Source organism: Micromonospora sp. LZ37 (assembly GCF_059359015.1).
In genome coordinates, this window is the sequence record NZ_JCADBL010000009.1 from 15,772 (window position 1) to 41,714 (window position 25,943).

The window sequence follows — 25,943 nt, forward strand, 5'->3', positions numbered from 1 at the left end:
CCGGACAGGTCGCGTCAGACCTGAGCAGCGCTTCGGTGAGCGTTGACGACCCAAGCGTCCGGCAGGCCGATCCACTCGTTGTCGCCCACCCTCACCACCGCACCGTCCAGCTTCGGCAGCAGCGCCGGGTCTTCCATCGGGCAGAGCAGCCACACGCCCCCCGCCCCACCCCGCGCCGCATCCGCCAGCTCGTAGAGCCGCTCCATCGCCCGGTAGCGCGCCAGCACCGCCGCGTCGTGCAGCAGCACCGGCCCCGTCTCGGCCGACAGCTCAGTCCGCAGCTCCGGCGCGGCCAGCTGCCAGGCCCGCTCGACGTACTCGCCCAGCTTGATCGCCGGTCGGGTGTTCGGCTCGGCGTTGTCCGCCCCGAGGACCGTCTCCCAGGTCGGCTTGGGATTGGCGTCGACCAGGGCGTGCAGGTGGTCCAGGAAACGGGCGGCCACGTTGACCGGCCGGGCGTCGAAGCGCCGGACCAACTCCTCCCGGGCCAGGTTGTACCGGCTGAGTCGTACCGTCAGCGCCCGGAACCCTCCGGCGGACCGGGCGCCGGTCAGCCGCTCCTCGGCCCGCATGGCCTCCGCCAGCTCGGGTGACTCGGCCGCCCAGCGACTCGGCGCGGTCGTCGCCGACGGACGCCGCTGGATGATCGACATTGAGGACGAGCCGGCCCGCGGGGGCGGCGGGACGTACCGACCCTGTTCCCAGCGCAGGTCGAAGCCGGCCTCGGCGAGCAGTCGGTCCAGCTTGGGGCGCGGTGGCAGCGGCTCCAGTTCGGGGAAGCGCGCGTTGACGCGCTGCACGACGTGCTCCGGCGTCAGCCCGCGCCGTCCCTCGGTCGTGGTGGCCGGTGGCACCACGCCGGCCTGCGCGAGTCGCAGTGCGCGTACCGGGTCGAGGTCGCGCGGGTAGAGCTCGAGCCGCGCGGTGGCGGCGGCCCGCTCCGAGGCCACCGCGGCGAGCAGCACCCGCCGCCGCTCGTCGATCGAGTCCGCCGCGCCACCCGGTGCGGTCACCGCCGCGAGGGTACGCAGCACCGTCGCGGCGCTGGGCAGCACCTCGCTCGCGGCGAGCTTGTCGGCGGCCTTGCCCAGCGCGTCGGCGTAGTCCAGCAGGGCCGGCGCGGCAGGCGTGTCCGGCGCGTCGTCCTCGCCGGCCTCGAGGGCGACCAGCAAGCGGTCGCCGCGCGGATGGGGCTTGCCGTCGATGTCGGCCCGCGCGTGCCGGCGCAGCAACAGCCGCGGCTCGTCGGCGAGCGGGTCGACCTCCACGGCCGCGCGCACCGCGGCCACCGCGACCGCGAGCCGCAGCGCGTCGCCGGTGCGCAGCGAACCACGGCTGATGAGCAGGGCCGCGGCCAGCTCGCTGACGCCCATCACCCGGCCGCCGTCGCGCAACAGCTCGATGATCTGGGTACGCACGCTGTCGACCACCGGCAGGCCGTGCCAGCGCTTGCGCTGCTTGCCGAGGATCTGCGCGACGCGGCCCGGGGTCACCCCGACCGCGGTGGCGACCAGGGGCTGCTGCGGCCAGAGCGGCAGCGCCGCCAGGGCACCGGATTCGTCCGGCAGGTTCAGCAGGAGGCGGGTCGCCTCGACCTCGGCGGCGTTGCGGCCGTTCTTCGCCGGCACGAGCAGAGTGGCGATCGCGTCGAGGCCGACGCGTACCGGATCGGTCTCACCGTCCCCGGCGGACGTCTCGGTGGCGACCTCGGCGGTGGCCGCCTTGCGGGCGGCGGCCGAGGTGGGGATGGTCTCCCGCTCCCCCAGCCGGGTGCGCCACTCCTTGACCCGACGCTGCAGCTCCTTACGCGTCCGGGCGCCCAGGCCGGGCAGGGTGGCGAACCGGTTGGCGACGGCGAGCAACTCCCCGACGGTGGTGGCCTCCAGCCGGTGCGCGGCGGAGACCGCGCGCGGGGTGAGCCCGGCGGCCTCCAGGGCCGTCGCCCGGGTCGCCTTGCCGGCGGCCTCCTCGCGGGCAGCTTCGGCGGCCTTCTCGTCCGGCTCGTCGGCCTCAATCTCCGGGTGGTCGGTGCCGACCGGGGTGCTCGCGTCGGACCGGCGGAAAACCTGCTGCCAGGCGTCGCGCATGTCCTTCAGCGAGGCGAACCGGTGACGGTGATCGCGGTGCAGGGCCTGGTGGAAGAAGTCCACCAACTCATCGCGGATCGCCGGGTCGAACGCCTCCGCGGCGAGCACCGGCGGACCCTCGGTCAGCTGCGGCTCGGTGCCGCCGTCGCCCCAGACGGGCAGCTCACCGGAGGCCATCTCGTGCAGCGTGACGGCGAGGGCGTACCACTCGGCGTGCTTGTCGTAGACCTGGCGGCTCGCGGTGCCGAGGAACGGGTCGAGGTAGCGCGGGGTGCCGGCGGCGATTTCCTTGACCGACACCCCGGCCAGGGAGAAGTCGAAGAGCACCAGCTGCCGGGTGCGGTTGGGACGCACGCGGACGGCGATGTTGTCCGGCTTGATGTCCCGGTGGTAGACGCCTTCGCCCTCCAGGTAGTCGAGCGCGCCGAAGAGGTAGTCGCTGTAGGTCTCCAGCTCGTCGACGGTGAGCCGGCCGTCGTCGCGCAGCTTGCGGGCCAGGGTCAGCTCGCCGGCGTGCTCCAGGACGATCACCGTGCGGTTGGCGATCTGCAGCGGCTCCGGGCGGGCCAGCCGGATCACCCGGGAGTCGGTGAGCGGCCCGAGCACCCGGGCCTCGTGGGCGAGCCGGGCGCCCTTCTCGTCGGAGAGGCCGACCTTGAGCACCTCGTCCTTGCCGGTGCGCTCGTTGTGGGCGAGGAACGCCCGGCAGGTCGACCCGGTGCCCAGCCGCTTCCTGACCGACCACTCACCGACGCGGTCGCCGCCGCGGGCCTCCAGCGGGTCGGTCTCCTCCGGCTCGGGCTCCTCCGGGTGCACCGACTTCGGCGGCGCGGTCAGCTCCTCCTCGACCACCTGCAGCATCTCGACGAAGTCGGCGACCGTGGTGAGGCGCTGGGCGGGGATCGGGGCGGTGGCCGCCTGGATCAGCTCGTCGGCGAACTCGGTGATCCCGTCGGCCGTCGACGAGGGGCGCAGGCCGTTGTCGCGGGCGATCCGGGCCAGCAGCTCCTGACGCTTCGCCGCGGGCGGCTGCCCGGTGAGGATCAGGTACGCCAGCGCGCCGAGCCCGAACACGTCCATGGCGACCGGGTCCGGCCGGGGCGCGGTCAGCTCCGGCGCGAGGTACGCCTCGGCGGAGAGCTCGATGTGCGAGGCGGCGTGCGACGACAGGGTGACGGGATCACCGCTGCTCCCGCCGGCCGAGTCGGCGGCGCGGGTGGCGGCCTGCCAGTCGCTGATCTGCAACTGCGGGACCAGCCACGCCTCCTCCTCGCTTCCCCCGCGCCGCTTCGGCCCGGGGCTGACCAGCACACTGCGGGCGGAGAGGGCGCGGTGGTGCAGCCGGCGGCGGTGCGCGTAGGCGACCGCCTCGGCGAGCTGGCGGATCATCGCCAGGCGGCTCAGCGGGTCGAGCTTGCCGCCGTACTGGGCGACGTAGTGGTCCAGCCGCATCGCCCGCGGGTCGTGCCGGAAGATCAGTGCCGGGCCGGCCTCGTGCGACTCCATCGAATCGACCCGCACGATGCCCGGGTGGTTGATGCCGTGCAGCGCCACCATCTCGCGCCGGGCAGCCCGCTCGATGCTCGCCCGCTCGGTCTGCACCGCGTTCCGCTCGACCAGGTAGATGCGGATGCGGCGGTGTTCCCGCTCGAGGTCCCGGTGCCGGGCGTAGTGGTCCTGCCAGGTGGGGCCGAGATCGAACGGTCGGGTCTCCAACTCCCACGAGCCGACCTGGTAGTGCTTCCGGCTACGGGCGATGCCGACGGCGCTGAGCAGGTCGGGCAGGGCCGACGACAACTCCTTGGTGACCCGGTGGCGCTCGTCCTGCGGGGAGCGCTGCAGCAGCGAGGTGATGGTGGGCAGTGGACCGGGCTGGTGCCCCGGCGCCGGCTCAGGTCCGTAGATGTTGTGCAGGTGGTGTTCGGAGAGATCGACATGCAGGCCGGGCTTGGACAGGAACACCGCCGCCTGGACAAATGGGATCCTCACCGGCGGCCCCTTGCGCTGGGTCGCGGCGACCTGGAGCAGGGACTTGAGCTTCTTGGCCTTGAGGTCCGCGAGGTGCAGCGGGTTGTCGAAGGTCCGCGTGCCAGCCGGCTTGGTGAGGATCCAGTTGGACCCGCTGGAGATCAGCCGGCCGGTCAGGCTCTTGATCTCGATGAGGTAGAGCCCACCCGGGGCGGCGACCAGCAGGTCGACCTCGTACGGGTGCCCGGTCTGGGCGGTGAAGGTGAAGTTCGACCAGGCCCGGTAGGGCTCGGTGTCCGGTAGCAGTGCCTGGACGTGCGCCAGCGCCTCCCGCTCGTGCGCGAACTGCGCTGGCGTGATCGTCGTCCACCGACCCTCCTGCATGCGGAAGATCCTAGGCCCACGGGGTCATGCGGTGATCGACCGACAGGGCTCGTCGATCTCACCGTCACGGCGTCAGCGGCCCAACTCGCGGTACGCCGAGGGGAGGTCATCGACGGCCAGCACACGAACCGGAGCTCGCTCCCCCTTCGACGTCACCAGCACGAGGGGGTATCCGCCGTTTGTCTCGTCCGGGCGGTGCAGCGCATCCTCCAGCTCCGCCAGTGCTCTCGCCAACGGCGCCGATGCCGCCAGTCGCCGTGGCACCACCGGCCCGACCTCAGGATCGTCCGCCAACGACGACACGGGGACGCCGAGATTCAGCAACGCCAGGCCGTCATCGTCGGCGTGCGCCTCCGCCCACCGGCCCACCTGTTCCCGGGTGACCAGGAACCAATCCCCGCTGTGATGCTGGTAAGGCAGTTGGGAGAAGTCATTCCGACGCATCATCTTCAACGCCTCACGTAGCGGCGTGGTCGATGAACAGGTGAGGGCTTCCCGGGCCAGGTCCCCGACGGCCTTAGGATGACGAATGCCGCCGAGGATCTTTTCCAACCTCTCGACGACCTCCTTCGGCGGATACGCCACGGGCCCCCGGTAGCCCTCGAACGAGACGTGCGAATAGGCATTGCGCACGCCTCGACAACGGTCCAGGAACGTCTCCTGGTCGCTGGTCAGGATGCGCTGCTCCCGCGCCCAGGCGGTCAGCTTGCCTGCGTCCAGCCCGCTCCCCTGCCACTGCCCGGTCTGCTGGCGCCACCGCTGCCTCAGGTGCGACTCCAGGTCCAGCCAGGCATCCTCGAACCGCCCCGCCATGGATGGACCGTCGTTCTTCGGCACGTGCAGACCTCCTCGCGCAGTGGATCGGGCGACTGGACTGAGGCAGCAGTCACCAGCGCATGATCATAAGCAGGAGGGGCAGCCGGGCCGGGGTACGGCGGCCAGAGCTCCGGGTGGTCGCCGGCGTCCTTCTCGGCTCCGGCCGGTGGGCCGGCTCAGCCCTGCGTGGTCTGCTCCGGATGCGCCTGCCGGGCCCGGAGGAACTCCCCCAGCCCCTGCCCGTCCTCGGTGGCCAGGAACGCGCCCCGCGCGTTGAGCAGGGCCTCGTCGGCGTGGGCCATGCAGCCCCACACGGTGTCGCCCCACGAGTCGGCCAGCTTGACCTCGGCCGGCGCCGGGCAGGCTTCGCCCCGCGGGGCGCCGATCTGGCACCGGGCCGGTGCGCCACCGCGCCGGCTGACCGCCTCGGCCGCCTCGCGGATCAGCGAGAACCGGGCCTCGGTGCCGGGCTGCGGGACCCGCGCCTGTTCCGGTACGGCCCGCCGCTGCCCGAAGAGCACCACGTTGCCGTCCGGGTCGGTGGTGCGGCACTCCCCACCGGGGGCGTGTTCGGGATAGCCGACCCGCTCGACGGCGAGCCCGGCGGCGGTGAGGCGCTCGACGGTCGTCGCCAGGTCCTCGACGTACAGGTAGATCAGCAGCGGCAGCTCGACGGTGACCAGCCGGGGGGTGACCGCGGCCAGCAGCAGGGTCAGCTCCCCGCACTGCAGGTACGACCAGCGCGATTCGCCGTCGCCGCCGGTGCGGATCTCGGAGTAGCCGAACAGCTCGTAGAACCGCCGGGCGCTGTCGGCGTCCGCGACGTACAGCACCGGCACCTGCGCCTGCACTCCACTCTGCACCGCGCCACTCTACCTACGGAGGACGGCCGACTCGCGGTTCGGATCTCGGGTATTTCGCAGCGGTGGTCCGAAGTCAGGCGGCCAGGGTGGCGTAGCGGCCCTCGCGCGCGAGCAGCGCCTCGTGGGTGCCGGCCTCGACGATCCGGCCGTGGTCGACCACGGCGATCTGGTCGGCGTGCCGGACGGTGGAGAGCCGGTGCGCGATGGTGACCACCGTCCGCCCCTCCGCCAGCGCGTCGAAGGCCCGCTGGACCGCCCGCTCGGTCTCGGTGTCCAGTGCGCTGGTGGCCTCGTCGAGCACCAGGATGCGCGGGTCGCGCAGCAGGGTGCGGGCGATCGCGAGGCGCTGTTTCTCCCCGCCGGAGAAGCGGTGGCCGCGGGAGCCGACCATCGTGTCGTACCCATCGGGGAGTGCGGCGACGAGGTCGTGGATCTGCGCGGCGCGGGCCGCGTCCTCGATCTCGGCGTCGGTGGCGTCGGGGCGCGCGTACCGGAGATTCTCCCGCACGGTGGTGTGCAGCAGGTAGGTCTCCTGGCTGACCACGCCGACGACGGCGGCCAGGTCGGTCAGCCGCAGGTCGCGCAGGTCGACGCCGTCGATGGTGATCCGGCCGCTGTCCGGGTCGTGCAGCCGGGTGACCAGGGCGGCCAGGGTGCTCTTGCCGGAGCCGGTCTCGCCGACCAGGGCGAGACTGGTGCCGGCGGGCACGTCGAGGGTGACCCCGGCCACGGCGGCGGTGTCGCCGCCCGGGTAGCTGAAGGTGACGTCCTCCAGGCGCAGGTGGCCGCGGACCCGGGCCGGGTCGATCCGCACCGGGTACGCCGGGTCGTCCACCTCGACCGGGAGGTCGAGGTATTCGAAGATGCGGGCGAAGAGCGCCAGCGAGGCGGTGAGCGTGACGCCGACGTTGAGCAGCCCCATCAGCGGCCGGAACAGCCCGCCCTGCAGGGCGGTGAAGGCGACCAGGGTGCCGATGCTCAGCGTGCCGGCGGTGCCGGGCAGCCCCGCGCCGAGGTAGATGACCGCCGGGATCGCGGCGAAGATGACGGTCATCGAGGCCATCCGCCAGCGGCCGGCCAGCTCGGAGCGGAGTTCCAGGTCGACCAGGCGGGCCGAGGAGGCGGCGAAGCGGTCGGTGAGCGCGGCTCCGGCGCCGAGGGTCTTGCTGAGCTGCACGCCGCTGATCGAGAGCCCCTCCTCGATGGTGACGTTGAGGTCGGCCAGCTCGCGCTGGCGCCGGGCGGTGATCTCCCGGCGCATCCGGGCCACCTTGCGGGTCAGGTGGATCGCCGGGGGCAGCACCACCAGCGACACCAGCGACAGGCGCCAGGAGAGCGCCACCATCGCCACGGCGGTGGCCACCACGGTGGTCAGGTTCGACGCGATGGAGGTGGCGGTGGAGGTGACCACGCTCTGCATGCCGCCGATGTCGTTGGTGATGCGGGACTGCACCTCGCCGGTGCGGGTGCGGGTGAAGAAGCCGATCGACTGCCGGTGCAGGTGGGTGAAGACGTCGGTGCGCAGCCGGTGCATCACCTGCTGGCCGACCCGGGTGGAGATCCAGGTCTGCACCACGCCGAGCACGGCGGTCACCGCCGCGACCGCGACCATGCCGCCGACCAGCCAGGCCAGCAGGGTCAGGTCGCGCGCGGGCAGCGCGCGGTCGATCACGGCGCGCAGCAGGAACGGCGAGGCCATCGCGACCACCGAGGAGACCACGATGATCGCGGTGACGGCGGCCAACTGCCAGCGGTACGCGGTGAAGAGCCGGCCGATGCGCCGCAGCGACACGTCGCGGGCCTGGGCCTTTTCGGCGGCGGTGACGGCGCGGGGGGTGCCGCCGCGGCCCTCCCGGCGGGTGGGGGTGGTGTCCAAGTGGACCTCCAAGTTGCTGAGGTTACCTCATTATGAGGTAGCAACAGCACGGGCTGCTACCGTATTCCGGTGACCGCCGAGAAACCCGACGCGCCCGACGAGAGCCTGCCGGAGCTGTTCTGGACGGTGGCCCGACGCCTGCGCCACCAGTCCCGACGCACCCTCGAACCGTGGGAGATCAACCCCGGTCACGCCCGAGCCCTCGGCATCCTCACCCGGCACGGCGCCCAGCGGCTCAGCGCGCTCGCCGACCACCTGCACATCGCCCCCCGCTCGGCCACCGAGGTGGTCGACGGCCTGGAGGAGCGCGGGCTCGTCGAGCGCCGGCCCGATCCGGCGGACCGGCGCGCGACCCTGGTCGCGCCGACCGACGAGGGTACGCGCGTCGGCGCCGCCATCGAGGCGGCCCGCGACGCCGAGGCGGGACGGTTCTTCGGCCACCTCTCCCCCACCGACCGCGACCACCTGACCCGCCTGCTCCGCACCCTGCTGGACTGACCGCCCCCGGTCAGTCGATCGTGAGGTCAGCGACCACCCCGAAGTGGTCGCTGGCCCAGACGCCCCGTCCCTCTTCCACCCGCCCCTCATCCCGCTCGCCACCCATCTCGGGCGGCTCGATCCGCTCGCCCGACTCGGACGGCTCGGACGGCTCGGCGAAGGCGAGGCGGCAGTGGGCCACCCGCAGCGTCGGCCCGTGGTCGAGACAACGGACCAGGATGTAGTCGATCCGGCGGCCCAGCTCCAACGGCACCGGACGGCGTCACGCGCCGGGACGGCGGGTGGCCAGGATCGCCAGCACCTCGCGGCGTACCTCGTCGACCTCGTGGACCAGGCGGCGGTGGGCGAAGCGCACCACGAGGATGCCGACGGTGGCGAGCAGCCCGTCCCGACGCAGGTCGATCTCGCGCTGTCGGGGGTCGCCGTGGGCGGTGGCGCCGTCGAGTTCGAAGGCCACCCGTTCGGCCTCCGCGTAGACGTCGAGGTACATCACGCGGCCACCGATCGTCACCTTCGCCTGACGCTGGAACCGCGGCATCTCCGGGTGGTTGAAGACGTGGTCGTGGCCCCAGATCTCCAGCGGGCTGCGGCAGCCCACGTCGAGCCGGTCGAGCAGGGTCCGCAGCTCGGCCCGGGCCGCGAGTTTCGGCGCGGTCCTGAGGGCGGCGAAGACCCGCTGCGGCGTGGTGCGGCGGTCGTTGACGGCGCGGATCACCGGTGCCGGGCGCTCCACGGCCGGCAGCAACGGCCAGGAGTCGACCAACGCCTGCTCCAGCCGGACCACCGGCACCCCCGCCCGGGTCACCACCTGCGGCGAGTCCATCCGGAAGCCACGCCGGTGATGCACCACGACGTACGGCCGACCGCGCAGGCCCGAGTCCGCTGGCACGTCCACGTGCACCGGCTCCGCGTCGGGTTGCCGGCGCAGGTTCCACACGTCGAGGGCAGTCAGCTGACTCAGCGCGCCCCGTCCGTCGAGGTAGGCGATCGCCGCCCGTCTCCTCATCGCGCCGTCGAGGCGGCCGAGAGTTTCGGCGCCTCCGCGACGCGCCGGGTGCGGCTGCGCCGACCGGAGCGCCGAGCCCGGCAGCTCGTCGGCCGGATCCCGGCGCACCAGTTCGGCGTCGACGTAGACGCCGGGCAGCACGCGCAGCAGTGTGCCGGAGCGCCATGCGCGCCGCAGGGCCGACTCCGGAACCACCTGGGTGGCGATCTTGAGGGTCAGCAGACCGTCTCTCCGGTCTAGCAGCGCTCTCAGCACGGGATCCACCGGCCCAGACTGACGAGCATCCCCCAACCGCGCGGTCCGCCCCACCCCCGCTGTGGACACCAGCCGCCCCTGTGGACAACCTCCCAGCCGCCTCCCACTCGTGCTATCGGGAACCCGTGATCGTCTGATGGTTTCCGCCCGGGACCACGGCGTGTCGCGTCCGAAAACGCCAGACGATCAAGATGAGCGCGTCACCGTGGAGCCTCCAGTTGGGTGCGGCGGTGGTGGAGGTAGGACTGCTCAGCGAGGTTGGCGGTGCAGGTCAGGGCGGCGCCGTAGGCGGCGCGGGCCTCCGGCGCTCGGCCGAGGCGGCGGAGGAGGTCGGCGCGGACGGCGTGGTAGACGTGGTAGCTGGGCAGGTCCAGGTCGTCGACGAGGGCGAGGGCGAGCGCCGGCCCGTGCACCTCGGCGACGGCCACCGCCCGGTTCAGCGCCACGACCGGGCCGGGCGCGAGCGCCTGGAGCTGGTCGTAGAGCTGGAGGACCTGGTTCCAGTCGGTCGGGGGGTCGCTGTGCACGGCGTTGATGGCGGCCTGGAGCTGGTACGGGCCGGGGCGGTTGCGGCGCAGGCAGCGCCGCACCAGGGCCTGCCCCTCGGCGATCAGGGCGGCGTCCCAGCGGGTGGGGTCCTGTTCGGCGAGGGGGACCAGCGTGCCGTCGGCGGCGACCCGGGCGGGGCGGCGTGCCTCGGTGAGCAGCATCAGGGCGAGCAGGCCCAGCGCCTCCGGCTCGTCGGGCATCAGGTCGACCAGCAGTCGGCCCAGGCGCAGCGCCTCGACGCAGAGTTCGACGCGGACCAGCCGATCCCCCGCGCTGGCCGTGTACCCCTCGTTGAAGATCAGGTAGACGACCGTGAGCACGGCTCGCAGACGCTCGGGCAGGTCGGCGTCGCGGGGCACCCGGTACGGAATCCCGGCGTCGCGGATCTTGGCCTTGGCGCGGACCAGGCGTTGCGCCATGGTGGGCTCGGGGACGAGGAAGGCCCGCGCGATCTCGGCGGTGCTCAGGCCCCCGAGCAGGCGCAGGGTGAGGGCGACCCGGGCGGCCGGGGCGAGCGCCGGGTGGCAGCAGGTGAAGATCAGGCGGAGCCGGTCGTCGCGCACGGGTCCCTCCTCGGCCGGTGGCTCCCCGGCGTACAGCAGCGCGGCCTGGGCGTGCCGGTCCGCCCGCGAGGCTTCCCGCCGCAACCGGTCGATGGCGCGGCGGCGGGCGGTGGTGATGATCCAGCCGGCCGGGCTGGGCGGCGGCCCGGTCTCCGGCCACCGCCGCACCGCCTCGGTGAAGGCGTCCTGGACCGCCTCCTCGGCGAGGTCGATGTCGCCGAGGACGCGGACCAGCACGGCGACCGACCGGCCGTACTCGGCGCGGAAGGTCGCCTCGACGTCGACCGTCACCCGTCGCCCTGGAAGGGGCGGACCTCGATCGGCAGCGTGGTGGCGAGGGCGTAGCGGCGACCCCAGTCCAGGGCGGCGTCGAGGTCGGCGGCGCGGATGATGGTGAAGCCGCCCAGGTACTCCTTGCCCTCGACGAAGGGGCCGTCGGTGACCAGCACCTCGCCGTCCTTCGGGCGCAGCACGGTGGCGGTCTCCGGGGCGTGCAGCCCCTGCCCGAAGACCCACGAGCCAATCGCCTCCAGCTCCTCGCGGATGGCGCCCAGCTCCCGCATGACCCCGGCCAGGAACTCCGGGTCCGGCTGCCCCTGGCCGGCGGGGTGGTAGATGCTCAGCAGGTACTGCTTCATGTCGTCCTCCTGGTGTGGATCGGCTTTCACTCTCCACACGATCGGCGGGCGGGCGGATCGACACTCCGGCGACGGATTTCCTCAGGCGCGGTAGCCGGCGGCCAGGATCCGCTGGGCGGACATCGCGTACGCCCGGGGGTCGTCCGGGGTGGCCGCGCCGAGCCCGTCGACGTAGCGGTTGTACATGCTGAAGGCGGCGGCGATCAGCACGGTGTCGTGGACCTCCCGGTCGGTGGCGCCATGGGCACGGGCGGCGTCGACGAGAGCGCCGGTGACCGCGCGCCCGTCCTCGCGGACGGTGTCGGCGAGCCGGAGCAGGGCGCGCAGCTTCTCCGGCACCGGGGCGGTGGACAGGTCCGCCAGGACCCGGTCGACGAGGTCGGGGCCGTCGTCGAGCTGAGCACCGGCGGTGGCGGAGTGCGAGGCGCGGCAGAAGTCGCACCCGTTGCGGGCCGAGACGTACGCGGCGATCAGCTCGCGTTCACCGCGGCTGAGGCTGCTCGGCCCGCGCAGCAGCACCTCGGCCAGCTCCATCAGCGGCCCGGCGGTCTCCGGCCGGTACCGCAGCAGACCGACGATGCCGGGCTCGCGCCGCTCGTCCACGCCGAGGTCGATGTGCGCCATGCGGTCACCCTTTCCGTTGGCCGTGCCTACCGCGCCCGACGGCCGGCACCGCCATTCTGGCGGGTACGTCGACGCCGATCCATGGCCGGACGGTCAGGTGTGGCCGGGGCGGACCGCGGTACCCGGGCGCGGTGCCGGCCGGCCGCGACCGCCGACTGAATCCCATAGACAATCTTGACTCTGCATATTGAAAACTATCTACGCGGCGTGACCTAATACTGACAGTTCCTTTCGTCACTCCCGCCGCCCGGTGCGGCAGCCCCCAGGGAGGAAAGATGAACCGTCTCCGCGCGGTCACCGCCGCGCTCCTAGCGACCGTCACCGCGGTCGTCGCCGTCGGCCTCGGCGCGACCGCCGCCGGCGCCGCCCCCGCCGGCCTGCCCGGCATGAACGTCTCCAGCTACCAGGGCAACGTCAACTGGTCGGCCGCCTGGACCAACGGCGCCCGGTTCGCGTACGTCAAGGCCACCGAGGGCACCTCCTACACCAACCCGTACTTCGCCCAGCAGTACAACGGCTCCTACAACGTCGGGATGATCCGGGGCGCGTACCACTTCGCCCGCCCGGACACCAGCAGCGGCGCCACCCAGGCCAACTATTTCGTCGACCACGGTGGCGGCTGGTCCAGGGACGGCCGGACGCTGCCCGGCGCGCTCGACATCGAGTACAACCCGTACGGCGCGACCTGCTACGGGCTGAGCCAGAGCGCCATGCGCAGCTGGATCGCCTCCTTCGTCAGCCAGTACCACGCGCGCACCGGCCGGTGGGCCACGATCCACACCACCACCGACTGGTGGGCCACCTGCACCGGCAACACCTCCCAGTTCGCCGCCAACAACCCGCTCTGGATCGCCCGGTACGCCAGCACGGTCGGCACCCTGCCCGCGGGCTGGCCGACGTACTCCTTCTGGCAGTGGGCGTCCTCGGGCGTCTTCCCGGGCGACCAGAACGTCTGGAACGGCACCCTGGACCGGCTCCGGGTGCTGGCCTGCAACGGACCCTGCTGACCGCCACCGGCGGCGGGCCGCCCGGTCCGTCGCCGCCCCCACCGAAGGAGGGCCCCATGTCCGTACCCGTGTCCCGCCGGGCCGCGCTGCGCGGCGCGGTCCTGCTCGGCGCCGCCGCCGGCGCCTCCGCCCTGACCCAGTTCGGCGGGGGCAGCGACGCCCGCGCCGTCGCCACCCGGGTCGACCAGCCCGTGATCGCCAACTGCGCGACCTGGGGCGCCCGACCCCCGTCGTCCCCGGTCAGTGTGGTGCAGAGCCGACCCAACAAGATCATCGTGCACCACACGGCGTTCCCGAACACCACCGACTACAGCCTGGCCAGGGCGTACGCGAACTCCCGCGACATCCAGAACCTGCACATGGACGGCAACGGCTGGCTCGATTCGGGGCAGCACTTCACCAACAGCCGGGGCGGGCACCTCACCGAGGGCCGGCACGGCAGCCTCTACGCGCTGCTGCACGGGCGGACCATGGTGCAGGGCGCGCACTGCGTCGGGCAGAACAGCCAGGCGATCGGCATCGAGAACGACGGCACCTACCTCACCGTGCAGCCTCCGGTGGCGCTCTGGAACAGCCTGATCGTCTTCTGCGCCTTCACCTGCCAGCAGTACGGGATCGCGCCCACCGAGATATACGGGCACAAGGACTTCAACAACACCCAGTGCCCGGGCCTGCTGCACGGCCGGCTGCCCGAGCTGCGCGCCGCGGTGGCCGCACGGCTGGGCTGATTGCTTATATAAGCCTCGGCTGATAGAAAGGGTCCGTGCACGCCTTCGACGTCCTCGGCGACCCGGTCCGCCGCCGCATCCTGGAACTGCTCGCCGACGGCGAGCTCAGCGCCGGGGAGGTCTGCGCGGTGATCCAGCGCGAGTACGGCATCTCGCAGCCCGCCGTCTCGCAGCACCTGCGGGTGCTGCGGGACAACGGCTTCGCGACCGTCCGGCCGCAGGGCGCCCGCCGGCTCTACGCCGTCGACCCGCGCCCGCTGCGGGAGGTCGACCAGTGGCTGGCCGGCTTCCGCCGGTTCTGGGCGCCGGCCCTGGACGCCCTCGCCACCGAGTTGGCGCGCGGCAGACGCGAACGGCGCCTGCACCCACCGCAGCAATCGACCGAGGAGAGAACCTGATGACCGACGTCACGCACCAGATCAGCGCCGTGCGGCGCACCGTGGGCAGCCGGACCCTGGAGGCCGGCGAGGCCCGGGTGATGACCATCAGCCAGACGTACGACACGTCGCTGGAGGACCTCTGGGACGCGTGCACCAACCCCGAACGTATCCCCCGGTGGTTCCTGCCGGTCTCCGGGGAGCTGCGGCTGCACGGCCGTTACCAGCTCGAGGGCAACGCGGGCGGCACCGTCCAGCGCTGCGACCCGCCGAAGAGCTTCGGCGCCACCTGGGAGTACGGCGACGAGGTGAGCTGGATCGAGGTCCGGCTCACCCCGGAGGGCGACGGGCGCACCCGGTTCGAGCTGGAACACGTCGCGCACGTCGACGACGAGCGCTGGACCGAGTTCGGTCCGGGCGCGGTCGGCGTGGGCTGGGACCTGGGCCTGCTCGGCCTCGCCTCCCACCTGGCCGCCGACGGCGGCGGTATCGCACCCGAGCAGGCCGAGGCGTGGATGGGCTCCGAGGAGGGTCGGCGGTTCGTCACCCTGAGCAGCGAGAGCTGGGGTGAGGCCAGCGTCGCCGCCGGCACCGACCCGGAGGCCGCGCGGGCCGCGACGGGTCGCACCACCGCCTTCTACACCGGCGCGCCGGCCGCCTGACCGCAGGCCCCGCCGACCGGGGTACGCCGGGCCGCCTGCGCGCGGCCCGGCGTGGCCGTCAATCGACGGCGCCCCGGGGGGCCGTCGATCGGCGGCGGTCGGGGCGGCCGTCAGTCGGCGGCGGCCGGGGCGGCCGTCAGTCGGCGGCGGCCGGGGCGGTCCCGAAGGAGTGCACGACCTCGATCCGGCCGACGATGTGCCGGTTGAACTCGGGCAGTTCCTCGGCCGGCACCCACAGCTCCAGGATGTCCCGGCCGCCGACCTGCCGGACGGGGTAGCGGGCGACGAACTCGCGGTCCACCTCGAACCGGGTGACGAAGCCCGCGCCGGAGGCGGGGACGTTCCAGTCCCGGGCGATCATGACGGCGTACTGCTCGTTGAGGACCGGGTAGAAGATCGGCTGGTCGGGCAGGCGCGGCGGCCACGCCGTCCAGCCGGACGCCTCGACCAGCGCCAGCTCCTGCGGCCCGGTCGGCCGCCACAACGTCGTCGTCCCGTGCACGGTCCCCACCTCGTTCCGGTTCGGCGCGAGGCTACCGAGGGGCCGGCCGACGGCGCGAGCCGGTTTCGCAGTCGGCCGGAAACCCGGAGGCGAGCTGTCGGGGTCCCGGGCGAGACTGTCGAGCATGCCGCCGCCACGCACCGTCGCCGACCTCACCGCCCTGCTCGCTCAGGGGCGGCGCGTGAAGTACCTCTGCTTCTGGGGGCACCAGCCCCGCCGCGACGGCGGCATCGGCCACGGCTGCCTGAGCCAGTGGTGGCCGGCGCCGTTCACCGTGGACGGCCGTCGCTTCGTCACCGCGGAGCACTGGATGATGTGGCACAAGGCCGCGCTCTTCGGCGACGAGGAGATGGCCGAGCGGATCCTCGCCGCGCCCCATCCACACCGGGCCAAGACGCTCGGCCGCCAGGTCCGCGGCTTCGACGAGGTGGTGTGGGAGGCCCGGCGCTACGACATCGTGGTCGCGGGCAGCGTCGCCAAGTTCGGCCAGCACGACGACCTGCGCGCGTACCTGTTGGGCACCGGTGAGCGGGTGCTGGTGGAGGCCAGCCCGGTGGACCGGGTGTGGGGCGTCGGGCTGGCCGCCGACGACCCGCGCGCGGAGGACCCGGCCCGCTGGCAGGGGCTCAACCTGCTCGGCTTCGCCCTGATGCAGGCGCGTGACGAGCTGCGGGGCCGTTGATCGACACCGTTCGCACGAGGTGGCGGTGTCCGGGCCGCCGGACACCGCGACATGCCGCACCTGGTGGGCATCCGGCGGACGGGAGGACCGGGCGCGGGGCGGCCCGGGGCGGTAACGTGCGGCGACATGACCGGCTCTCCGTACTCGCACTGCTCCTTCTGCGGCGCCGCCTACCCGGCGGACGCCGGCTGGCCCCGCGTCTGCGTGGCCTGCGGCGAGACGGTGTGGCGCAACCCGCTGCCGGTCGCGGTGGCGCTGCTGCCGGTCCGCACCGACGCCGGGGTGGGCCTGGTGGTGGTCCGCCGCGACATCGAGCCGGCCCGCGGCCTGCTCGCGCTCCCCGGCGGCTTCATCGAGTACGGCGAGGAGTGGGCCGACGCGCTGGTCCGGGAGCTCCGGGAGGAGACCGGGCTGATCGGGGCGGCCGACGAGGCGCGGCTCTTCGCGGTGCACGGCGCTCCGGCCGGCGGCACCATGATGGTCTTCGGCGAGCTGCCGGAGCGGTCGGCCGAGGAGCTGCCGCCGTCGGCGCCCACCGAGGAGGCGACGGAGTGGCTGGTGCTCACCGAGCCGGTCGAGCTGGCGTTCTCCACCCACACCCGGGCGATGGCCGACTTCTTCGCCCGTCGGCGCTGACCTAGTCCGGCGTGCCGGCCAGGTAGCCGCTGGCCTGGAGGTCGAACAGCTCCCGGTAGAGCCCGTCGGCGGCCATCAACTCGTCGTGGTTGCCCTGCTGGACGAGCCGGCCGTGGTCCATCACGAAGATCTGGTCGGCGTGCCGGACGTTGGCCAGCCGGTGGGTGATCAGCACGACCGTGCGGTCGGGGCGGCGGCGCAGGTGCTGGAAGAGGGCGTGTTCGGCCCGGGCGTCGAGGGCGGCGGAGGGCTCGTCGCAGATCAGCAGCGGGGCGTCCCGGTAGAGGCCCCGCGCGGCGACCAGCCGCTGCCACTGGCCGCCGGAGAGGTCGTGGCCGTTCTTGAACTCCCGGTCGAGCAGGGTGTCGTACCCGAACGGCAGCCCGGCGATCATGTCGTGCGCCACGGCGGCCCGGGCGGCGTCCTCGACGGTCGGGCCGCCCTGATCGGCGGGGCGGTCGTGCCGGCCGATTCGGATGTTCTGCCCCGCGGTCAAGGGGAACCTCCAGTACTCCTGGGTCATCACCGCCACCTGGGCGGCGATCTGCGTCGGGTCCAGCTCGGCCGCGTCGACGCCGTCCCAGCGGATCACCCCGCCGGTGGGGCGGTAGAGGCCGGCGATGAGCTTGGCCAGGGTGGTCTTGCCGGAGCCGTTCTCACCGACCAGGGCGACCACCTCGCCCCGGCGGACGGTCAGGGTGACCTCGTCCACCGCCGGGGTGTCGGTATCCGGGTAGCGGAGGCTGACCCGGTCGAGCGCGATGGTGTCGAACCCGGGCGCCGGGCGGCCCTGCCCCGCCGCGATCCGCCCCCGCGCCCGGTCGAGGAAGTCCCGGTAGTCCTGGTAGTAGAGGGCGTCCTCGTAGAGGTTGTTGGTGGCGAAGACGGCCCTGCCGAGACTGGACCGGGCGGACTGCAGCGCCAGCAGGGCGGTCGCCGCGGCGGCCAGCGCGACCACGTTGGTGAGCAGCAGCCCGCCGAGCACGGCGTACACCCCGAAGGCGGCGGTGCCGGAGGCGGACATGCCGAACGCGCGGGTGGCGCTCTGCGCCCGCACCAGGCGCAGCTCGGCCCGGGTCTCCACGGCCATCACGCGGCGGAACTCGCCCAGCAGGAAGTCGCGCATCTGGTAGACCCGCACCTCGACGGCGGTGTGCCGGTTGGCCATCAGGTGCGCCAGCATCCGCATCCGGCGGTGGCGGGTGATCCGGGCCAGCATGGCGAGGTACTGCCGGCGGGCCATCCGCACCGCGGTGACCGCCTCGGGGACCGCGGCGAGCAGCAGGCATGGCAGCAGCACGGGCTGGATCACGGTGACCGCCACGGCGGTGGCCAGCACGCCGACCACCCCGGTGATCAGGTTGACCGTGTGGTCGACGATGGACGCCGCCTCGGCCATCCCCCGGTCCCGGACCCGATCCATCTCCTCGGCGAAGCCGGCGTCGTCGAAGGCGGCCAGCTCCACCGCCGTGGTGGCCTCGAAGAGCCGCAGCTCCACCGCGTAGTTGATCTGGGGGATCAGCCGGGCCTGAGCCCAGCCGGCGGCCACCGTGAGCGCGCCCCGGGCGCTCACCGCCAGTGCGGCCAGGACCAGCGACGGCAGCGCGGCGCGGACCCGGTCGGGGGTCGGGCCGCCGGCGAAGAGCTCCCGCAGCACGCCGGTGGTGGCGAGCAGCCCGAGGGTGGTCATCACCCCGGCGGCGAGGTTCAGGCCGATCGCCGCCAGGGTGTCCCGCCGGCTGGTGGCCCAGGCCAGCGCGACCGCGTCCCGGACCAGGTGGGGCAGCCGCCGGGCGACGGACCGGAAGCTGGTGTGCGCGAACTCGGTCGCGCGGTGCATCCAGTGGCCGTCCTCCAGCTCCGGCAGCTCCAGCTCGTCGGCGTCGGACGGAGCGTCCCGTCCGGACGAGCGGCGGGGGCCGATCACCGTCGCCATGGGTCCTCCCGGGCCGAGGTGGCAGGGGCAGAGCGAGCCTACTGTCGGCTACTACGCGGTGTCTCCGCGTGAGCGGCGTGTCGTACAGGTGTCGCAGCGGCGTGTCGTCGGCCACCCCCCGCGGGCGGGTCTGCCGCGTCACGTCGCGCCGGTCCGCGCCGGGTGGCAGGCTGGACGGCGAGCCGGCGGCGGGTGCGACGAGGGCCGCCGGCGAACCGTCGTGAAGGAGAAGATCGACCCGATGGCTGCGAGTGTGACCACCACCGACGAATGGCAGGCGCTGCGCAAGCACGCCGAGACGATCCGCGGCGCCCACCTGCGGGAGCTGTTCGCGGCCGACCCGCAGCGGGGTGAGCGGCTCACCGGCGAGGTCGCCGACCTGCACGTCGACTACAGCAAGAACCTGGTCACCGACGAGACGCTGGGCCTGCTCACCGCGCTGGCCGAGCGGGTCCGGCTGACCGACCGGATCTGCGCGATGTTCGCCGGGCGGCACATCAACTCCACCGAGGGCCGGGCGGTGCTGCACACCGCGCTGCGGCTGCCCCGGGACGCCACCCTGATCGCCGACGGCCAGGACGTGGTCGCCGACGTGCACCGGGTGCTGGACCGGATGGCGGCGTTCGCCGAGCGGGTCCGCTCCGGCCAGTGGCGCGGGCACACCGGTGAGCGGATCAGCACCGTGGTCAACATCGGCATCGGCGGGTCGGACCTCGGGCCGGTGATGGCGTACGAGGCGCTCAAGGCGTACCGGGACGCGGGGATCACCTGCCGGTTCGTGTCGAACATCGACCCGACCGACATCCACGACAAGACCTACGACCTGGATCCGGCGACCACGCTCTTCGTGGTGGTGTCGAAGACGTTCTCGACCCAGGAGACCCTCGCGAACGCCGACCAGGCGCGGATGTGGCTGCTGTCCGGGCTGGACGCCGAGGACGACGCGGCGATCGCGAAGCACTTCGTCGCGGTGAGCACCAACGAGCAGCGGGTTCGTGACTTCGGCATCGACCCGGAGAACATGTTCGGCTTCTGGGACTGGGTGGGCGGCCGGTACTCGCTGCCCTCGGCGGTCGGCCTGTCGGTGATGCTGGCCGTCGGACCGGACCGGTTCCGCGAACTGCTGGCCGGCTACCACGCCGTGGACGAGCACTTCCGGACCACGCCGGTGGAGCGCAACCTCCCGGCCCTGCTCGGCCTGCTCAACGTCTGGTACGTCAACTTCCTGGGCGCGCAGACCCACGCCGTGCTGCCGTACTCGCAGTACCTGCACCGGTTCCCGGCGTACCTGCAGCAGTTAACCATGGAGAGCAACGGCAAGTCGGTGACCCTGGACGGCGCCCCGGTGGATCACGCGACCGGCGAGATCTTCTGGGGCGAGCCGGGCACCAACGGTCAACACGCGTTCTACCAGCTGATCCACCAGGGCACGCTGCTGATCCCGGCCGACTTCATCGCGTTCAGTCAGCCCAACCACGACCTCGGCGAGATGCACGACCTGTTCATGTCGAACTTCTTCGCGCAGACCGCCGCCCTGGCGTTCGGGCGGACGAAGGAGCAGGTCGAGGCGGAGGGCACGAAGGCGAGCGTGGTGCCGCACCGGGTGATGCCGGGCAACCACCCGACCACCTCGATCATCGCGCCGAAGCTGACCCCGGGCACCCTCGGTCAGCTGATCGCCCTCTACGAGCACATCGTCTTCACCCAGGGCGCGGTCTGGGACATCAACCCGTTCGACCAGTGGGGTGTGGAGCTGGGCAAGGTGATGGCCAACCAGCTCGCGCCGAAGCTGACCGGTGACGCCCCGGACCTCTCCGACGTGGACTCCTCCACCGCCGGGCTGATCCGTCGCTACCGCCGGGAGCGCGGCCGGGCCTGAGTTCGACGCGACGGCGGCCGGGTGGGACCACCCGGCCGCCGTTCCTTTTTCGGTACGCAGACTGGTCCAACCAGTTGACCGGTTGATGTGCCGGGGGTCACACTTCTGGCGTGGCCTTCGTACCCGTCCCCCGCAGCTCCGTCGCCGACCACGTCTTCGGCCAGCTCCGCGACGCCATCGTCAGCGGCCGTTACCGCCCCGACGACCCGCTGCCCGGCGAGCGGGAACTGGCCGCCGCGTTCGCGGTCAACCGGCACGCTGTCCGCGAGGCGCTGCGCCGGCTGCAACAGCTCGGCCTGCTCCGGGTCAGCCAGGGCGGCGCGACCCGGGTGCTCGACTGGCGGGTGCACGCCGGTCTCGACCTGGCGCTGTCCCTCGTGCAGTCCGGCGACGTGCTCCCGGTCGAGACGCTGGTGCGGGACATGCTGGAGATGCGGGCTTGCGTCGGCGTGGACGCCGCCCGGCTCTGCGCCGAGCGCGCCGGCCCCGAGCTGAAACGCAGCGTCACCCGCGACGTCGAGGCGTACGCCGCGCTCGCCCCGGACCTGCACGCCATGCACCAGGCCAACATCCTGCTCTGGCGGCACATCATCGACGGCTCCGGCAACACCGCCTACCTGCTGTCCTTCAACAGCCTGGTCGCCGGGGCGGTCGCCGTCGGCGAGGTACCGCCCGAGCGCCGCGCCGCCGAGCTGCTGGACGTCACCGGCCACCGCCGGCTGGCCGAGGCGATCGCCGACGGGCGCGGCGCCGACGCCGCCGCGCAGGCCCACGCGCTGCTCACCGCAGCGCTCACCTCCCCCACCCCACCAGGAAGGGAATGCCGAGCATGATCCCCGCCGTGCTCTACGCCGTACCCGCGTTCCTGCTGCTCGTCGTCGTGGAAGCGCTGTCGTACCGGTTCGCCCCCGACGACGACGAACGCGGCTACGAGCTGCGCGACACCACCACCAGCCTGACGATGGGCGTCGGGAGCGTGCTCATCGGCGCCCCCTGGCGGCTGCTCACCGTCGGCCTCTACGTGGGGCTGTGGACCCTCGCCCCGGTGCAGCTCTCCCCCACCAGCGTCTGGACCTGGGTGCTGCTCTTCTTCGCCGACGACCTGGCCTACTACTGGTTCCACCGCACCCACCACGAGGTGCGCCTCTTCTGGGCCGCCCACGTGGTGCACCACTCCAGCACGTTCTACAACCTCTCCACCGCGCTGCGGCAGGGCTGGACGACGCCGATGACCTCGCTGCCGTTCTGGCTGGCGCTGGCGCTGCTCGGCATCCCGCCGTGGATGATCTTCCTCCAGCAGTCGATCAACCTGCTGTACCAGTTCTTCCTGCACACCGAGCGGATCGACGTGCTGCCCCGGCCGATCGAATGGATCTTCAACACCCCGTCGCACCACCGGGTCCACCATGGCGCCAACACCGAGTACCTCGACCGCAACTACGGCGGCATCCTGATCGTCTGGGACCGCCTCTTCGGCAGCTTCGAGCCCGAACGCGCCGCCGTCCGCTACGGCCTGACCAAGAACATCGACACCTACAATCCGCTGCGGGTGGCCACCCACGAGTACGCGGCGATCTGGGCGGACCTGCGCTCGGCCACCTGCTGGCGGCACCGGCTGGGCTACCTGCTCGGCCGGCCCGGCTGGCAGCCCGCCCGATGAGGCGGCTCCGGCCCGCGCTGTACGGGCGGCGTCCCCGGCGGCGCTGCCGCGGGACGCCGCGAGCTCCTGCCGCCGCGTCGAGTTCAGAGGGCGAACAGCAGGGCGGCGTCGAGCAGGATGACCACGGCGGTGGCGAAGTGGATGCCGAAGGCGACCGCCTTCGTGCCGCCGTGCCGCAGCACGACGACGGTGTCTCCCAACGGGTTGAGCGCGACGACCAGCATGAACCACGCGACCGCGTCGGCGGTGGTGAACGCGATCAGCGCGAGCCCGAGCAGGCCGTAGCTGAGGTCGCGTAGGCCCTTGATCGTGAGGTAGGCGGGGTCCCCGTCCGGTTTGGCCGGGACGCCGTAGCCGGCGGCCGAGGCCCCGGGTGCCAGGAGGAATCGGGCACCGATGAAGACACAGAAGAGGCTGAGGACGACGGCGAGCCCGTAGGCGACGGTGCTAAGCATCTCGACTCCGTTTTCTAGCGCTGCTAGGTCTGGGAGCGAAGCTAGCAGAGCGGCGGCAGATTGGCTAGCGGTGCTAAAGTTCGCTCATGTCGATTCAGGCGCGCCGAGAGCGGGAGCGGGCGGAACGGGAGCGGGCGATCATCGCCGCGGCCCGGGAGCTGGCCGAGTCGGAGGGCTGGGACGCGGTCACCACCCGTCGGCTCGCCGCCGAAATCGAATACAGCCAGCCCGTCCTCTACAGCCACTTCAGAGGCAAGGACGCCATCATGGCGGCCGTCGCTGTGGAAGGCTGCGGCGATCTGGCCGTTGAACTCGCCGCCGCCCGGGCCGCCGCGACCGATCCGCGGCAGGCGGTGGCCGGCATCGCCACGGCGTACGCCGCGTTCGCCGAACGCCGGCCCGCGCTGTACGACGCGATATTCAACCTGCCCGTCGACCTCTCCTTCGCCAGCCAGGACACGCCGGTCGAGCTGGCCCGGGCCTTCGCCGAGCTGGCCGAGACCCTGCGCCCGTTCGCCGGTGACGACGACCTGGAGACGTTCACCGAGACCTTCTGGAGTGGGCTGCACGGGCTGGTCACGCTGATGCGCAACGGCCGGCTGCGGCGGGAGGAACACGAGCGGCGGTTGGCGCTCCTGGTCGACCGGTTCGCCCCGCCAGGGTGAGCTGACCGTCAGGGAGGAGCATCCGATGGCCACCCCGGCGCCCGTTGCCGCTGGTCGCCACCGTGGCGCGCTGGTCCTGCTCACCACCGCCCGGGCGCCGTCCCGTCACGATCGAGGCTCCGGTTCCGCGGCGTGGTCGAGTAGGTTCCCCGGGTGGACGATCACGGACTGCGGGTGGGCGACGTCGCCGTGATGCCGTTGCCGGACGGCGGTTACGGGGCCTGCCAGGTGACCTTCGCCGACCGCGACGAGGTGGACGTGCTGGCACTGCGCTGGCACTCCGCGCAGCCGCCGGCGCTCGCGGACCTCGCCGGCGTGGCACCGCTCGTCCTCGACCACCACGCGCATGACGGCGTCCCGGCGCATCACCGGGTGTCCCGCAACTGGCCGGCGCCCGTCGAATTCGTCCGGCTCGGCACCCTGCCGGTTCCCGCGGACGTACGCGACCGCCCCCACTCCTGGACCGGTTGGCGCAGCCTTCCGGGCGACGTCGTGCGTCAGCGGCAGTGGGACCGCGACCTGCCGACGGACGCGAAGGAGGCCTACCGGCGAGCAGCCACCCGCGGGCCGGTCGAGGTCGACTTCGGCGGCGGAGCGGTTACCGTCGGCGGAGCCGTCGGCGGGGCCGACCTGACCGGGGCGGGGACGTTCGCGGTACCGGTGGACGGGCCGGTGCACTGGTCGGCACTGGACCGGCTGGCCCGGTGCACGACCCTGTTCTGGTCCGGGCCCGACCGGGGCCTCACCGCCGCCCTCAGGGCACGGCCGGTCATCTCCACGCTGGTCTGGCGCGCGGCCCCGGCCGAGGTGGACCTGACCGGTACCGGGCTGACGCACGTCACCCTCGCCGGGGACGACCTGCGCGACCTGCGGCTGCCCAGGGGCGTGCACGGCCTGACGCTCGTGGCGCCGACCGTCCGGCTCGCGGTGCACGCCGCCGACGAGGGTCGTTGGCTGCACGTCGTCGCCCGGAACGTCACCGAGGAGAGTGTGGTGCCGTCCGGTCTGCGCCGCACCCGCGAGATCACCCTCGACGGCGGCGGGGTGCTCTCCACGGCCAGCCTCGCCGCCCTCGACGAGCTGCGCGAACTGTCGCTCGTCTGGCGACGGCCACCCGGTGGGCTACGCGACGCCGACGGCCTCGCCCGGTTCGACGCGCTGACCATGTTGAGCCTGGTGGACGGCTACGGCGTCGACGAAGACACCCTGCCGGAGCTGCCCGCCCTACGACACCTCAGCATGCACGGACTACGCCGGTCCGCCGTCGCACCGCTGCGTGAACGCTGTCGCCGCACCGGCGTACGGGTGGTGCTCCAAGGGGCCAAGGCCGACACCTGGTTGGCGGCCAACCTGGACAACCCCCTCCGGGACTGGGTGGACGACGACGACCGGGGCGGGGCCGCCGCATGCCGGGCGTACGCGACGGCGCTCCGGGCGATCGACAAGCTCCCGGCGCAGGACGCCGCGCGTCGGGCCGGCGCCGAGCGGGCGCTCCGGTCGCTCGTCGACCGGCTCAACCAGATTGAGCGCAAGCACGGCATCATCGACACCGTACGGCGGGAGGAGGCGGCCGAAGCCTTCGTCGGGCTGGCAGCCCGTGCCGGAGTGCCGGAGCCGCTCGCCGGCGAGTGGCTCGACGACTGGCGGGACTTCTGACCGTCAACCCGCGGCCGACAGGGCGTCGATCAGGCGTTCCGGCTCCACGGCGGTGGGTCGGTCGCTGACCTGGCCGTCGCCGATCTCGACCAGCCGCCACACCCCGTCGTCCCGCAGCGCCAGGTCGGCGGTGACGAAGGGCAGTCCCAGCCGGGTGATCACCGGCGCGACCCGGGAGACGTCGACCGGGGTGGCGGGCAGCTCGTCCGGGGTGTCCGGGTGCGGGCCGGTCAGCACGCACCGCCCGTTCACCCACCAGGTGCGCACCTCGGCGGAGGCGAGCCGTTCGAAACGGCGCAGCACGAAGCCACCGGTGAAGTCCCCCTCGCGCAGTTCCCGCAGCCGGGTCGCCACCCGCCAGGCGGCCTCGGCGTCGGACAGGTCGGGCACGAAGCAGGCCTCGTGCCAGTGGTGCTTGGCGGACTTGGTCCAGTCCCGCAGCACCGCCGGACCGCCGCCCAGCTCGACCCGCGCGTGGTCGAAGTCGGCCCGGGCGTCACCGGCGGTCCACCGCGACTCGGGGGTGACGGCTGCCGCCTCGGCGTACCAGCCGGGCAGCTCGTGGGCCTTCCGGTACTGCTCGGGGGCGGTGCGCAGGGTGACGCCGCGCGCCCCCAGCGCCGCAGCGAAGTCGGCGTACGCGTCGGCCGAGAGCATCCAGCCCCGGTAGACGGCGTCGTCACCGACCGCCACCGAGGCAACCGCCCGGGTCGCGTCCCCGCCTGCCGCGAGCGCGTCGTGATCAACGACCGCCACGGTGTGTCCGGCCTCCCGCGCCGCACGCGCCTCGGGGGCGAAGTGCGGGTCGGCGCGGCGTGGCCGCAGCGGGTCGCCGGGGACGATCAACAGCATGGCCCGCATCCTTCCGCATCACGACTCCGTGAGGGGAGGCCCCGTTTGCGGCGTGTCGCGGTGTCCGAGCGAATCGACACCGCGACACGCCGCAAACGGGGCTGGGCCGGGCCGGGCGG

At 73.0% G+C, this 25,943-nt stretch carries 25 protein-coding genes; 12 read left to right on the top strand and 13 right to left on the bottom strand.

Going from position 1 to position 25,943, the window contains the following annotated elements; genetic code table 11:
* Positions 1 to 14: 14 nt before the first annotated feature.
* The 4 genes from pglW to AC5L3Z_RS18940 all read right to left on the bottom strand — a co-directional run bounded on the left by pglW (position 15) and on the right by AC5L3Z_RS18940 (position 7,994).
* A complete protein-coding gene (pglW, locus tag AC5L3Z_RS18925) occupies positions 15 to 4,439 on the bottom strand; it encodes a BREX system serine/threonine kinase PglW (protein WP_494843761.1) in 4,425 nt (1,474 codons plus the stop codon).
* A 72-nt stretch (positions 4,440 to 4,511) separates the two neighbouring features.
* Entirely contained in the window at positions 4,512 to 5,276 is a 765-nt protein-coding gene (locus tag AC5L3Z_RS18930; RefSeq protein ID WP_494843763.1) for a hypothetical protein, read from the bottom strand.
* A gap of 155 nt (positions 5,277 to 5,431) precedes the next feature.
* Complete coding sequence (locus AC5L3Z_RS18935; RefSeq protein WP_494843765.1) at positions 5,432 to 6,118, bottom strand: VOC family protein; 687 nt, start codon at positions 6,116 to 6,118, stop codon at positions 5,432 to 5,434.
* Positions 6,119 to 6,191: 73 nt separating this feature from the next.
* Positions 6,192 to 7,994, bottom strand: a complete 1,803-nt coding sequence (locus AC5L3Z_RS18940; protein WP_494844160.1) for an ABC transporter ATP-binding protein — start codon at positions 7,992 to 7,994, stop codon at positions 6,192 to 6,194.
* A 69-nt stretch (positions 7,995 to 8,063) separates the two neighbouring features.
* On the opposite strand from AC5L3Z_RS18940, the gene AC5L3Z_RS18945 reads away from it, so the two are divergent.
* Positions 8,064 to 8,492: a MarR family winged helix-turn-helix transcriptional regulator gene (locus AC5L3Z_RS18945; protein ID WP_494843767.1), complete on the top strand. Its 429-nt coding sequence runs from the start codon at positions 8,064 to 8,066 to the stop codon at positions 8,490 to 8,492.
* A gap of 10 nt (positions 8,493 to 8,502) precedes the next feature.
* Here the strand turns inward: AC5L3Z_RS18945 and AC5L3Z_RS18950 are convergent, their stop codons facing one another.
* The 5 genes from AC5L3Z_RS18950 to AC5L3Z_RS18970 form a co-directional block, all read right to left on the bottom strand.
* Positions 8,503 to 8,745 carry a hypothetical protein gene (locus AC5L3Z_RS18950; RefSeq protein WP_494843769.1) on the bottom strand — a complete coding sequence of 81 codons (243 nt, stop codon included), beginning with the start codon at positions 8,743 to 8,745 and terminating at the stop codon, positions 8,503 to 8,505.
* A gap of 9 nt (positions 8,746 to 8,754) precedes the next feature.
* Complete coding sequence (locus AC5L3Z_RS18955) at positions 8,755 to 9,762, bottom strand: DUF559 domain-containing protein (RefSeq protein ID WP_494843771.1); 1,008 nt, start codon at positions 9,760 to 9,762, stop codon at positions 8,755 to 8,757.
* A gap of 191 nt (positions 9,763 to 9,953) precedes the next feature.
* A complete protein-coding gene (locus AC5L3Z_RS18960) occupies positions 9,954 to 11,156 on the bottom strand; it encodes an RNA polymerase sigma factor (protein ID WP_494843773.1) in 1,203 nt (400 codons plus the stop codon).
* The gene (locus AC5L3Z_RS18965; protein ID WP_494843775.1) at positions 11,153 to 11,503 is read right to left on the bottom strand and encodes a YciI family protein; all 351 of its coding nucleotides are present in this window, start codon (positions 11,501 to 11,503) and stop codon (positions 11,153 to 11,155) included. The genes AC5L3Z_RS18960 and AC5L3Z_RS18965 overlap by 4 nt, the downstream gene beginning before the upstream one ends.
* A gap of 81 nt (positions 11,504 to 11,584) precedes the next feature.
* Entirely contained in the window at positions 11,585 to 12,127 is a 543-nt protein-coding gene (locus AC5L3Z_RS18970) for a carboxymuconolactone decarboxylase family protein (protein ID WP_334522330.1), read from the bottom strand.
* Between the two features lie 275 nt (positions 12,128 to 12,402).
* Here AC5L3Z_RS18970 and AC5L3Z_RS18975 point away from each other — a divergent pair, with 275 nt between their 5' ends.
* The 4 genes from AC5L3Z_RS18975 to AC5L3Z_RS18990 are packed head-to-tail and all read left to right on the top strand — an operon-like array spanning position 12,403 to position 14,901.
* Positions 12,403 to 13,134 (top strand): lysozyme, encoded by a 732-nt coding sequence (locus AC5L3Z_RS18975; protein WP_494843777.1) that lies wholly within the window; start codon positions 12,403 to 12,405, stop codon positions 13,132 to 13,134.
* 56 nt (positions 13,135 to 13,190) lie between these two features.
* Positions 13,191 to 13,862, top strand: a complete 672-nt coding sequence (locus tag AC5L3Z_RS18980; protein ID WP_494843779.1) for a peptidoglycan recognition protein family protein — start codon at positions 13,191 to 13,193, stop codon at positions 13,860 to 13,862.
* A 35-nt stretch (positions 13,863 to 13,897) separates the two neighbouring features.
* On the top strand, positions 13,898 to 14,260 hold the full coding sequence (locus AC5L3Z_RS18985) for an ArsR/SmtB family transcription factor (RefSeq protein ID WP_494843781.1): 363 nt from the start codon (positions 13,898 to 13,900) through the stop codon (positions 14,258 to 14,260).
* Positions 14,260 to 14,901 (top strand): SRPBCC family protein, encoded by a 642-nt coding sequence (locus AC5L3Z_RS18990; RefSeq protein WP_494843783.1) that lies wholly within the window; start codon positions 14,260 to 14,262, stop codon positions 14,899 to 14,901. Before AC5L3Z_RS18985 ends, AC5L3Z_RS18990 begins: the two co-directional genes overlap by 1 nt.
* A 136-nt stretch (positions 14,902 to 15,037) precedes the next feature.
* Here AC5L3Z_RS18990 and AC5L3Z_RS18995 read toward each other — a convergent pair whose 3' ends face one another.
* A complete protein-coding gene (locus AC5L3Z_RS18995) occupies positions 15,038 to 15,403 on the bottom strand; it encodes an ADP-ribosylation/crystallin J1 (RefSeq protein WP_494843785.1) in 366 nt (121 codons plus the stop codon).
* A 124-nt stretch (positions 15,404 to 15,527) separates the two neighbouring features.
* On the opposite strand from AC5L3Z_RS18995, the gene ybiA reads away from it, so the two are divergent.
* Positions 15,528 to 16,085, top strand: coding sequence for a riboflavin biosynthesis intermediates N-glycosidase (ybiA, locus tag AC5L3Z_RS19000; RefSeq protein ID WP_494843787.1), 558 nt, complete (start codon positions 15,528 to 15,530; stop codon positions 16,083 to 16,085).
* A 126-nt stretch (positions 16,086 to 16,211) separates the two neighbouring features.
* Entirely contained in the window at positions 16,212 to 16,721 is a 510-nt protein-coding gene (locus AC5L3Z_RS19005; RefSeq protein ID WP_494843789.1) for an NUDIX domain-containing protein, read from the top strand.
* Between the two features lies 1 nt (position 16,722).
* Here AC5L3Z_RS19005 and AC5L3Z_RS19010 read toward each other — a convergent pair whose 3' ends face one another.
* Positions 16,723 to 18,657: an ABC transporter ATP-binding protein gene (locus tag AC5L3Z_RS19010; RefSeq protein ID WP_494843791.1), complete on the bottom strand. Its 1,935-nt coding sequence runs from the start codon at positions 18,655 to 18,657 to the stop codon at positions 16,723 to 16,725.
* A gap of 241 nt (positions 18,658 to 18,898) precedes the next feature.
* Between AC5L3Z_RS19010 and pgi the strand changes: the two genes are divergently transcribed.
* From pgi to AC5L3Z_RS19025, 3 genes are all read left to right on the top strand, one after another.
* Positions 18,899 to 20,536 (top strand): glucose-6-phosphate isomerase, encoded by a 1,638-nt coding sequence (gene pgi, locus AC5L3Z_RS19015; protein ID WP_494843793.1) that lies wholly within the window; start codon positions 18,899 to 18,901, stop codon positions 20,534 to 20,536.
* Positions 20,537 to 20,646: 110 nt separating this feature from the next.
* Positions 20,647 to 21,369: a FadR/GntR family transcriptional regulator gene (locus AC5L3Z_RS19020; protein ID WP_494843795.1), complete on the top strand. Its 723-nt coding sequence runs from the start codon at positions 20,647 to 20,649 to the stop codon at positions 21,367 to 21,369.
* Positions 21,366 to 22,196, top strand: coding sequence for a sterol desaturase family protein (locus AC5L3Z_RS19025; RefSeq protein ID WP_334614299.1), 831 nt, complete (start codon positions 21,366 to 21,368; stop codon positions 22,194 to 22,196). The genes AC5L3Z_RS19020 and AC5L3Z_RS19025 overlap by 4 nt, the downstream gene beginning before the upstream one ends.
* Before the next feature lie 83 nt (positions 22,197 to 22,279).
* Here the strand turns inward: AC5L3Z_RS19025 and AC5L3Z_RS19030 are convergent, their stop codons facing one another.
* Positions 22,280 to 22,651, bottom strand: a complete 372-nt coding sequence (locus AC5L3Z_RS19030; protein ID WP_494843797.1) for a DUF4267 domain-containing protein — start codon at positions 22,649 to 22,651, stop codon at positions 22,280 to 22,282.
* Positions 22,652 to 22,737: 86 nt separating this feature from the next.
* Between AC5L3Z_RS19030 and AC5L3Z_RS19035 the strand changes: the two genes are divergently transcribed.
* Together AC5L3Z_RS19035 and AC5L3Z_RS19040 are read left to right on the top strand one after the other, a co-directional pair.
* Positions 22,738 to 23,316 (top strand): TetR/AcrR family transcriptional regulator, encoded by a 579-nt coding sequence (locus AC5L3Z_RS19035; protein WP_494843799.1) that lies wholly within the window; start codon positions 22,738 to 22,740, stop codon positions 23,314 to 23,316.
* A gap of 153 nt (positions 23,317 to 23,469) precedes the next feature.
* Entirely contained in the window at positions 23,470 to 24,972 is a 1,503-nt protein-coding gene (locus AC5L3Z_RS19040) for a hypothetical protein (protein ID WP_494843801.1), read from the top strand.
* A gap of 3 nt (positions 24,973 to 24,975) precedes the next feature.
* Here AC5L3Z_RS19040 and AC5L3Z_RS19045 read toward each other — a convergent pair whose 3' ends face one another.
* The gene (locus tag AC5L3Z_RS19045) at positions 24,976 to 25,824 is read right to left on the bottom strand and encodes an ATP-grasp domain-containing protein (protein WP_494843803.1); all 849 of its coding nucleotides are present in this window, start codon (positions 25,822 to 25,824) and stop codon (positions 24,976 to 24,978) included.
* Between the last annotated feature and the right edge of the window lie 119 nt (positions 25,825 to 25,943).